The 9,318-nt window shown below is 72.4% G+C and carries 9 protein-coding genes and 1 pseudogene; 4 read left to right on the forward strand and 6 right to left on the reverse strand.

Features of this window, described 5'->3' with window-relative positions; translation table 11 throughout:
• Positions 1-95 precede the first annotated feature (95 nt).
• Entirely contained in the window at positions 96-923 is an 828-nt protein-coding gene (locus ABD106_RS10470) for a class I SAM-dependent methyltransferase (RefSeq protein WP_343920110.1), read from the reverse strand.
• A gap of 139 nt (positions 924-1,062) precedes the next feature.
• Between ABD106_RS10470 and ABD106_RS10475 the strand changes: the two genes are divergently transcribed.
• Both ABD106_RS10475 and ABD106_RS10480 read left to right on the forward strand, forming a co-directional pair.
• On the forward strand, positions 1,063-1,791 hold the full coding sequence (locus tag ABD106_RS10475; RefSeq protein ID WP_343920112.1) for a winged helix-turn-helix transcriptional regulator: 729 nt from the start codon (positions 1,063-1,065) through the stop codon (positions 1,789-1,791).
• Between the two features lie 9 nt (positions 1,792-1,800).
• Positions 1,801-2,508: a DUF2306 domain-containing protein gene (locus ABD106_RS10480; protein WP_343920114.1), complete on the forward strand. Its 708-nt coding sequence runs from the start codon at positions 1,801-1,803 to the stop codon at positions 2,506-2,508.
• 21 nt (positions 2,509-2,529) lie between these two features.
• Here ABD106_RS10480 and ABD106_RS10485 read toward each other — a convergent pair whose 3' ends face one another.
• From ABD106_RS10485 to ABD106_RS10500, 4 genes are all read right to left on the reverse strand, one after another.
• On the reverse strand, positions 2,530-3,426 hold the full coding sequence (locus tag ABD106_RS10485; protein WP_343920116.1) for an SDR family oxidoreductase: 897 nt from the start codon (positions 3,424-3,426) through the stop codon (positions 2,530-2,532).
• Positions 3,427-3,556: 130 nt separating this feature from the next.
• Positions 3,557-4,024 carry a LapA family protein gene (locus ABD106_RS10490; protein ID WP_343920118.1) on the reverse strand — a complete coding sequence of 156 codons (468 nt, stop codon included), beginning with the start codon at positions 4,022-4,024 and terminating at the stop codon, positions 3,557-3,559.
• A 62-nt stretch (positions 4,025-4,086) separates the two neighbouring features.
• Positions 4,087-4,323: a putative acetyltransferase gene (locus ABD106_RS10495; protein ID WP_343920120.1), complete on the reverse strand. Its 237-nt coding sequence runs from the start codon at positions 4,321-4,323 to the stop codon at positions 4,087-4,089.
• A 7-nt stretch (positions 4,324-4,330) separates the two neighbouring features.
• Positions 4,331-5,812 (reverse strand): SDR family NAD(P)-dependent oxidoreductase, encoded by a 1,482-nt coding sequence (locus ABD106_RS10500; RefSeq protein ID WP_343921046.1) that lies wholly within the window; start codon positions 5,810-5,812, stop codon positions 4,331-4,333.
• A 77-nt stretch (positions 5,813-5,889) separates the two neighbouring features.
• Between ABD106_RS10500 and ABD106_RS10505 the strand changes: the two genes are divergently transcribed.
• Together ABD106_RS10505 and ABD106_RS10510 are read left to right on the forward strand one after the other, a co-directional pair.
• Positions 5,890-8,397 (forward strand): DEAD/DEAH box helicase, encoded by a 2,508-nt coding sequence (locus ABD106_RS10505; RefSeq protein WP_343920122.1) that lies wholly within the window; start codon positions 5,890-5,892, stop codon positions 8,395-8,397.
• A 76-nt stretch (positions 8,398-8,473) separates the two neighbouring features.
• A complete protein-coding gene (locus tag ABD106_RS10510) occupies positions 8,474-8,917 on the forward strand; it encodes a nitroreductase family deazaflavin-dependent oxidoreductase (RefSeq protein ID WP_343920124.1) in 444 nt (147 codons plus the stop codon).
• A gap of 6 nt (positions 8,918-8,923) precedes the next feature.
• Here ABD106_RS10510 and ABD106_RS10515 read toward each other — a convergent pair.
• A pseudogene (locus tag ABD106_RS10515) lies at positions 8,924-9,318 on the reverse strand (oxidoreductase); the annotation flags it as partial.

Genomic DNA, 9,318 nt, shown 5'->3' on the forward strand with positions numbered 1-9,318 from the left:
CTATCCGGGCCCCCGCCCCCTGCATCCTCAACGTCGCCGGTGGTCACACAGCCGCGTATGCGCGCTCTCCTACCACCGGCGACGTTGAGAAGGGGTCAGCGGACGGTGCCGGTCGTCAGCAGGTACTCGAGCTGCACGAGGTCGCCGTCGCGGTGGCGGTCGCCCAGGTCGGCGAGCAGCCGGTCGAGCTCGGCGACGCGCTCCGGCTGGTCGGCGATGCCCCGGTAGGTGACGATCGTCGGCCCGTAGGTGCGCTTGAAGAAGTCGCGGAATGCCGCTCCGTCGGCGAACCGCCGCACGTCGAGCAGCTCGCGCCGCAGCTCGAGGTCGACGCGCCCCGCCAGCAGCGACCGCACGTGGTCCTCGCTGCCCCACAGCACCGCGGGCTCGGCTCCGGGCGGCGGTGCCGGCGCGAACGGCTTCATGATCCTGAACATCTCGCCGATGAAGCCCTCCGGCGTCCAGGCGATCAGCCCGATCCGACCGCCGGGCCGCACCGCGCGCACGAGCTCGCTCGCGGCCGCGCCGTGGAAGGGCGCGAACATGATGCCGACGCACGAGATGGCGACGTCGAACTCGCCGTCCGCGAACGGCAGCGCCTCCGCATCCGCTGCCTGCCACGTGATGTCGAGCCCGGAGTCGGCGGTGCGCGCCCGCCCGGCCTCGAGCAACTCGGGCGTGAGGTCGCTCGCGACGACGCTCGCGCCGCGCTCGGCGGCGGGGATGGATGCGTTGCCGTCGCCCGCCGCGATGTCGAGCACGCGCTCGCCACCGGTGATGCCGACCGCGTCGACGAGCCGCGGCCCGAGGTCGGGGATGACCTCGTGCGCGACGGCGGGGTAGTCGCCGAGCGCCCACATGACGGCGTGCTTGGCCTTGATCTCGGGAGCCGCGGTGGTCACCGCGGCAGCGATGGTGTTCATGGTGATCCTCTCTGATCGCTGCGACGAGCGTGCTCCCGCTCGAGCCGCGCATCCAGTCACCGATGTGCACCGCTCGCGGTACTGGATCTGTACTTCCCCTCGCGCTCGCGCAGGCGTACACCTGGCGGTGGAGGCGAAGATGAGTGGATATGGCCAGTTCTGCCCCGTCGCGAAGGCGATGGAGCTGCTCGACGAGCGGTGGACGCTGCTGGTGATCCGCGAGCTGCTCGCGGGCTCGAGCCGGTTCAACGACCTGCGCCGCGGCGTGCCGCACATGTCGCCCGCGCTGCTGTCGAAGCGGCTGCAGCGGCTCGAGCACGCGGGGCTCGTGCGCAAGCGCGTCGACGGCGCCCGCACCGCGTATCGGCTGACGCAGTCGGGCGAGGAGCTGCGGCCGATCGTCGAGGGGCTCGCGGCATGGGGCGTGCGCTGGATCGGCGAGCTCGGCCAGGAGGACCTCGACCCGCACCTGCTGCTGTGGGACATGCGCCGCACGATCGATGTCGACGCGTGGCCGCGCCGCCGCACGGTCGTCGCGATGCGGTTCACGGATGTGCCGTCGAGCGCCGGGCGGTGGTGGCTCGTGTGCCGCGACGGCGACGTCGACCTGTGCGACTTCGACCCGGGCTTCGACGTGACCGCGACGGTGACCACCCGGCTGCCGGTGATGGTGCGCGTCTGGCGCGGCGACCGATCGTGGGCGCACGCGCTGCGGGCGGAGGAGCTGCGGATCGACGGCGACGCGGATGCGGTGGCGCGCGTGCCCGAGTGGCTCGGCCAGGCCGTGTGGGCGGGCGTGCCCCGCCCGACCGAGGCGGAGCTCGCTGCGGCGCGGGAGCCCGCGCTCGCGGGCGCCGCGTCGGCGTAGGTGACGGCGGTGGCGCTCGCGGCGACGCAGGGGCGGGCGGGGACATCGAGGGCCGTCTGGCTCATCCCCGTCGGACTCGTCCTGCTGACGATGATCCCGATCATCTCGGGTGCCCTCCGGTTGACGCAGCTGAGCGGCGGACCCGCGCTCATGCCGGAGGCGGCGCGCTTCACCGACTTCCCGGTGCCGGTGATCGCGCACATCATCGCGGGCGTGACGTTCAGCGTCGTCGGCGCCTTCCAGTTCGTGCCGCAGCTGCGACGCGGCCGGCGCAGCTGGCACCGGCTCGCTGGCCGAGCGCTGATCCCGGCCGGCTTCGTCGTCGCGCTCTCGGCGCTGTGGATGGCCACGTTCTCGGAGCTGCCGCCCGGCGACGGGCCGGCGCTGCTCGTGATCCGCTGGGCGTTCGGCTCGTACATGCTCGTCGCCCTCGCGCTCGCCGTGCGGGCGCTGGTGCAGCACCGCTACCCGGCGCACGGCGCGTGGATGACGCGTGCCTACGCGCTCGGCGTCGCGGCGGGCACCCAGGCGTTCGCGCTCATCCCCGGCTCGATGATGTTCGGCTCGAGCGACGAGACGTCGCGGGCCGTCGCGATGACGGCGGGCTGGCTCATCAACCTCGCGGTGGCCGAGCTCGTCATCGCCCGGCGCCGCCGACGTGCCGCTGGATCCTCGACGTCGCGGGTGGTCGCACAGGCGCCTCTGCCCGATGCGTGACCTCCGGCGTCGTCGAAGGGGTCACTGCACCGAGACTGCCGCCTGGATGTAGTCGGAGGCGGTCCGCGGCTCGATGCCCGCCGCGCGCAGCGGCGCGTCGTCGGTGATGCTCGGGTGCGTGTCGTTGAACAGTGCCAGGCCGAGCATCGAGGCGAGCGCCGGCTTCGCGTTCCAGAGCGCGCGCGAGCCGACGTCGAGCACCCCGCGGGGCACGTGGCGCACGCGCAGCTGCTTGCCGGCCGCGGCGGCGTAGGCCGCGACCACCTGGTTGCGCGTGAGCGCCTCGGGGCCGCCCACCTCCAGCAGCCGCGGCGGGGACGCCTGCACGGCGAGGGTCGCGCACAGCGCTGCGAGGTCGTCCGCCGAGACGTAGCGGTGCGGGGTCTGCCCGCGCCCGTAGACGACCGCCTTCCCCTTCTCGGCGTCGATGCCCGTGAGCGGCTCGAGCCACACCTCCATGAACATGTCGCTGCGCACGATGACGACCTCCATGGCGGTCGCCCGCAGCGCCTCCTCGGCGTGCCACTTCGCCTCGGTGAGCGGCGTCATCCGCTCGAGCCCCCGGCCCAGGCCGGTCGCCGAGACGAACACGAAGCGACGCACGCCGGCGTCGCTCGCGGCACGGATGAGGTCGAGGTTGCCGGCGAGGTCGACGTCGGCGATCGTGAGGTCCTTGTCGCCGTCGAGGATGCGCGTGACCGCGTTCGCACTCGTCACGACCGTGTCGACTCCCGTGAGCGCGGCGCGCAGACCGGTCGGCCCGCGCAGGTCGCCGCGCGCGATGGCGACGCCCGCGGCTCGCAGCGTGTCGGCATCCGTCTCGGGCCGGACGAGCGCTCGCACCTCGCGACCGGCGTCCAGGAGGTGCTCGACGATCCGGCTGCCCAGCAGCCCGGTGCCCCCGCAGACGAGGATCATGACGGCCCCCTCGATGTCGGAGCCGGTCGCTTCCAGTGACCCGCCGCAGCCCCGACGTGGTGTCGGGAAGGCTACTCCGTCGACCGGCCGCGAGACAGGGGAGTCTTCTGTGCGCCGGCTGTCGAGTCGCTCAGCGCATCGCGCGCTTGATGGTCTCGCGCTCCTTCTCGAGCTTGCGCACGCGGCGGCTCAGCTTGAAGAGGCGCACCGAGCCGAGCAGCGCCGCGATGAGCACGCCGGCGATCGCGGCGAACAGCATCGCCACGCCGAGCGGCAGGCTGAACGCGAGCCCGAAGAAGGCGAAGTCGGCGGCGACGTTGTTCTGCAGGATGAAGATGAGCAGCAGGATGAGGATGAGCGTGCCCAGGATGAGCGCGATCCACGTGCCGCCGGTGATGCCCTGCTTCTGGTGGCCGTCGAGCGTCGGGTCGAGCGCGACCCTGGTGGGCTCGACGGCGGTCGCCGGAGCGTCGTTGCGAGTGGAGGCGGTGTCGGTCGAATCCGTGCCCGTCGCGGGGACGGATCGGGTCGGCTCGGCAGCGGAGCGCTGCCCGTCCGCGTCGCGTCGTCGGGCGCCTGAGTCGGTGGTGTCGGTCATGGCAGCTGCTCCTTCGTCGCGGGTGTACCCCACGGCCGATGGTAGCCCCGGGACCCGCACGTTCACCTGGCGGGGCGGCGTGGGCGCGGGGCGGGCGGCGGCGGCACCGTCTTCGCCATCAGGATGTCGGCGATCGCGATCACGACGTCGCCGCGACGGGTCGCGACCGTGCACCGGTCGTGATCGACCGTGATCAGGTCTCCCAGGGCATCCGTCGCCGCGTGCTCGCCGTCGTCGAGCCGGTAGCGCACGACGACGCGCGTGCCGAGCGGCAGCGCGCGCAGCTCGGCGGGCGTCACGCCGGCCTCACCACGACCCGGGCGCGTAGTCCTTGAGGAAGACGCCGAACAGGTCGTCGCCCGCCTCACCGCGCACGATCGGGTCGTAGACGCGGGCGGCGCCGTCGACGAGGTCGAGCGGGGCGTGGAAGCCCTCCTCGGCGAGCCGCACCTTCGTGTAGTGGGGTCGCTCGTCGGTGATCCAGCCGGTGTCGACGGCGGTCATGAGGATGCCGTCGGTCTCGAACATCTCGCGCGCGCTCGTGCGGGTGAGCATGTTGAGCGCGGCCTTCGCCATGTTCGTGTGCGGGTGGCCGGGACCCTTGTAGCCGCGGCCGAAGACGCCCTCCATCGCCGAGACGTTCACGATGTAGGTGCGGCGCGCGGTCGAGGCGGCGAGCGCCGGGCGCAGCCGCGACACGAGCAGGAACGGCGCAGTCATGTTGGCGAGCTGCACCTCGAGCATCTCGATCGGCTCGACCTGGTCGACGTGCTGCGTCCAGGAGTTCACGTGCTCCTCGTCGGGCAGCAGCCCGCCCGCGTCGATCGCGGTGCCGGCCGCGAGCCGCTCGAGCGAGCTCGATCCCGCCGCCATCGCCTCGGCGGTGAGCTCATCGGCCGTGCGGGCGGTACTCGCGAGGATCGGGTGCGCCGCGATCGATGCGGTGAGCGAGAGCGGATGCGCGTCGTTCGTGTGCCCGAACGTGACGAGCTCGGGCAGCGGGCCGTCCGGCAGCGGCGCGAGCTCGGCCTCGACGAGCGGCGCGTAGGCGCCGGGGGAGCGGCGCACGGTCTGCGCGGCGTTGTTGATGAGGATGTCGAGCGGGCCGGCCGCCACGACGTTCTCGGCGAGCCCCATCACCTGGGCCGGGTCGCGCAGGTCGATGCCGACCACCTTGAGCCTGCCGAGCCACTCGCTCGAGTCGGGCAGCGACGAGAAGCGACGCACCGCATCCCTCGGGAACCGCGTCGTGATGGTCGTGTGCGCGCCGTCGCGCAGCAGCCGCAGCGCGATGTGCATGCCGATCTTCGCCCGGCCGCCCGTGAGCAGCGCGCGCTTGCCGGTGAGGTCGGTGCGCGCGTCGCGCTTCGCGTGGCTCATCGCCGCGCAGTCCGGGCAGAGCTGGTGGTAGAACGCGTCGACGAGCGTGTACTGCTGCTTGCAGATGTAGCAGCCGCGCGACTTGATGAGCGTGCCGGCGGTGGGGGATGCGACGCGCGTCTCGAGCGGGATGCCGCGCGTCTCGTCGTCGATGCGGTCGGGCGCACCGGTCGCGGTCGCGGCGACGACCGCGCGGTCGGCGGCCTGGATGCGCGCGTGCTTCGCCTTGCGGCTCGCGAGCTTGACCTCCTTGAACATGTTCGCCGTCGCCTGGCGCACCGCGACGTAGTGCGGGTCGTCGCGATCCATGCGGTGGAGCGTCTCGAGCACGCGGAGCGTCGTGGCGACATCCGCCGGGTCGAGGCTCGCGGGCGCCCCGTCGGGCGTCGACGGCTCGTCGGCGGGCACGCCAGAGGAGGGGTCATTGGGGGCGGGAAGCACAGGCCAGTCTACCGAACGGGTGCAAGTGCGGGAGGATCGATCCGATGCCCCTCCTCGACCACGCCCCGTCCCCCTGGGATCCCGACGCCGCCTTCGACGCGTTCGCCGCCTGGTCGGCCGAGCGCGGGCTGACGCTCTACCCGGCGCAGGAGGAGGCGCTCATGGAGATCGTGAGCGGCGCGAACCTGATCCTCTCGACGCCCACCGGCACGGGCAAGTCGCTCGTCGCCGCGGGCGCCCACTTCGCGGCGCTCGCGCAGGGGCAGCGCTCCTTCTACACCGCGCCGATCAAGGCGCTGGTGAGCGAGAAGTTCTTCGCGCTCGTCGAGATCTTCGGCGCCGAGAACGTCGGCATGGTCACCGGCGACTCGTCGGTGAACGGCGATGCGCCCATCATCTGCTGCACCGCCGAGATCCTCGCGAACCTCGCGCTCCGCAACGGCGAGGCGACCGAGGTCGGCCAGGTCGTGATGGACGAGTTCCACTTCTACGGCGACCCGCAGCGCGGCTGGGCGTGGCAGGTGCCGCTGCTGACGCTGCCGCACGTGCAGTTCGTGCTCATGTCGGCGACGCTCGGCGACGTCACGCGCATCGCCGACGACCTGAGCCGCCGCACCGGCCGCGACACGGCGGTCGTCACGGGCGTCGAGCGGCCCGTGCCGCTGTCGTACGAGTACGCGATGACGCCCGTGCACGAGACGATCGAGGAGCTGCTCGCCACCCAGCGCGCACCCGTCTACATCGTGCACTTCTCGCAGGCCGCGGCGCTCGAGCGGGCGCAGGCGCTCACCTCGGTGAAGATCATCACCCGCGAGCAGCGCGACGAGATCGCCGAGGCGATCGGCGAGTTCCGCTTCACGACCCGCTTCGGGCAGACGCTCTCGCGGCTCGTGCGCTCGGGCATCGGCGTGCACCACGCGGGCATGCTGCCGAAGTACCGCCGGCTCGTCGAGCAGCTCGCGCAGCAGGGGCTGCTGCGCGTCATCTGCGGCACCGACACGCTCGGCGTCGGCATCAACGTGCCCATCCGCACGGTGCTGCTCACGGGACTGACGAAGTTCGACGGCACCCGGATGCGCCAGCTCTCGGCGCGCGAGTTCCACCAGATCGCGGGCCGCGCGGGCCGCGCGGGCTACGACACCGCGGGCACGGTCGTGGCACAGGCGCCCGAGCACGAGGCCGACAACGCGAAGATGCTCGCGAAGGCCGGCGACGACCCGAAGAAGCGCCGTAAGCTCGTGCGCAAGAAGGCGCCCGAGGGCTTCGTCTCGTGGGGTCAGCCGTCGTTCGAGAAGCTCATCGCCGCCGAGCCGGAGCCGCTCGCCTCGAGCATGCACGTGAGCCACTCGATGCTCCTCAACGTCATCGGCCGAGGCGGCGACGCCTTCGGCGCGATGCGCGACCTCATCGCCTCCTCGCACGAGCCGTGGCGGTCGCAGCTCGCGCTCGAGCGGCGCGCGCTCGCGATCTACCGCTCGCTGCGCACCGCGGGCGTCGTGGAGCAGCATCCCGATCCCGACGATCCCGACGGACCCCCGCGCATCCGCCTCACCGTCGACCTGCAGCCCAACTTCGCGCTCAACCAGCCGCTCTCGCCGTTCGCGCTCGCGGTCATCGACGTGCTCGACCCGGAGTCGCCGACGCATCCGCTCGACGTCATCTCGGTCATCGAGTCGACGCTCGACGACCCGCGCCCGATCCTGTCGCAACAGCAGTTCCTCGCCCGTGGCGAGGCGGTCGCGGCGATGAAGGCCGACGGCATCGAGTACGACCAGCGCATGGAGCTGCTCGAAGCCGTCACGCATCCGAAGCCGCTCGAGGAGCTGCTCACCGAGGCGCTCGCGGTGTTCGCGTCGTCGCAGCCGTGGGTGTCGGACTTCGCGCTCTCGCCCAAGTCGGTCGTGCGCGACATGTGGGAGCGGGCGATGACGTTCGCCGACTACGTGCAGCACTACGCGCTCGCCCGCAGCGAGGGGCTCGTGCTGCGCTACCTGTCGGACGCGTACCGCGCGATCCGGCAGACGGTGCCCGCCGAGGCGAAGAGCGACGAGCTGCTCGACATGATCGAGTGGCTCGGCGAGGTCGTGCGGCAGGTCGACTCGAGCCTGCTCGACGAGTGGGAGCAGCTCATGCACCCGACCGAGCCCGGCGAGGCGCCCATCGCGCCTCCGCCGCCGCCCTCGGTGGTCGCGAACCCGCGCGCGTTCCGAGTGCTCGTGCGCAACGAGCTGTTCCGTCGCGTGCAGCTCGCGGCCCTCGACAAGCACGAGGAGCTGGGCGAGCTCGACGCGGCCTCGGGCTTCGACGCGACCGCGTGGGGCGAGGCGCTCGACGCGTACTACGACGAGCACGGCGCGATCGGCACGGGCGCCGACGCCCGCAGCGCCCGCATGCTCGTCATCGACGAGGGCCCGGCCGTCTGGGAGGCCCAGCAGATCCTCGCCGACCCCGCCGGCGACCACGACTGGCGCATCTGGGCCACGATCGACCTCGCGGCGTCGGCGGATGCCGGCACCGCGGTCGTGCGCGTCACCCGCGTCGGCCGCCTCTGAGCTCGACGTCGCCGGTGGTCGCTCGGCGCGCATATCGTGATGAGCGACCACTGACGACGTCGAGAAGGATCACGCGATGCCACTGACAGGCGAGTACGCACCGAGCACCTCAGAGTGGGCGCGCAAGCAGGCCGAGGCCTTCGAGGCGTCGAACGGCGCCGAGGCGAACACGATGCGAGGGATGCCGATCATCCTGCTGACGAGCATCGGCGCGAAGTCGGGCAAGCTGCGGAAGACCGCGCTCATGCGCGTCGAGCACGACGGGCAGTACCTCGCGGTCGCGTCGCTTGGCGGCTCGCCGAAGCATCCGGTCTGGTACTACAACCTCAAGGCGCAGCCGCACGTCGAGCTTCAGGACGGCGCCGAGCGCCACGACTACACGGCGGTCGAGCTCGAGCCGGGTGCCGAGCGCGACGCGTGGTGGGCCCGGGCGGTCGAGGCCTTCCCCGACTACGCCGACTACCAGCGCAAGACAGAGCGCCTCATCCCCGTCTTCCTGCTCACGCGCATCCAGGACTGAGACGGGTCAGTCGAAGCTGGGGTTCGGGCCGAACTCGCCCGCGAGCTCGGCGGCGAGGGCGGTGACGTCGGTCGCGCCGGCGAACTCGCGCTCGGGCTGCGCCGCGCGATCGGCGTCGGAGACGAGCGACTTCACGCGCTTGACGACCGTGCGTGCGGGCGTGCTGCGCAAGTGGTGGCCGACCGCGGCGAGCCACGTCTCGGCCGCCGCCTTGAGCGCGACGTAGTTCGCGTTGCCCGCGGTGGGGCGCTCGACGCCCGTCGTCGACACGATCGCGATGACGCCCGCATCGGAGCGCCCGATCGCGTCGGCGAGCGCCCGCGTCGTGTTGCGCAGCGTGCCGACGACGCGCGCCTCGAGCCACGCCCAGTCGTCGTCGGACTGGCCGGCGAGCCCGCCGC

Source organism: Agrococcus citreus (genome assembly GCF_039527715.1).
Lineage (GTDB): Bacteria > Actinomycetota > Actinomycetes > Actinomycetales > Microbacteriaceae > Agrococcus > Agrococcus citreus.

What these genes read in the sequence shown, in the direction of transcription:
- ABD106_RS10510 (WP_343920124.1), top strand. Translation starts at nt 8,474, where the DNA reads ATGCCACTGACAGGCGAGTACGCACCGAGCACCTCAGAGTGGGCGCGC.
- ABD106_RS10485 (WP_343920116.1), bottom strand. Translation starts at nt 3,426, where the DNA reads ATGATCCTCGTCTGCGGGGGCACCGGGCTGCTGGGCAGCCGGATCGTC.
- ABD106_RS10490 (WP_343920118.1), bottom strand. Translation starts at nt 4,024, where the DNA reads ATGACCGACACCACCGACTCAGGCGCCCGACGACGCGACGCGGACGGG.
- ABD106_RS10470 (WP_343920110.1), bottom strand. Translation starts at nt 923, where the DNA reads ATGAACACCATCGCTGCCGCGGTGACCACCGCGGCTCCCGAGATCAAG.
- ABD106_RS10475 (WP_343920112.1), top strand. Translation starts at nt 1,063, where the DNA reads ATGAGTGGATATGGCCAGTTCTGCCCCGTCGCGAAGGCGATGGAGCTG.
- ABD106_RS10505 (WP_343920122.1), top strand. Translation starts at nt 5,890, where the DNA reads ATGCCCCTCCTCGACCACGCCCCGTCCCCCTGGGATCCCGACGCCGCC.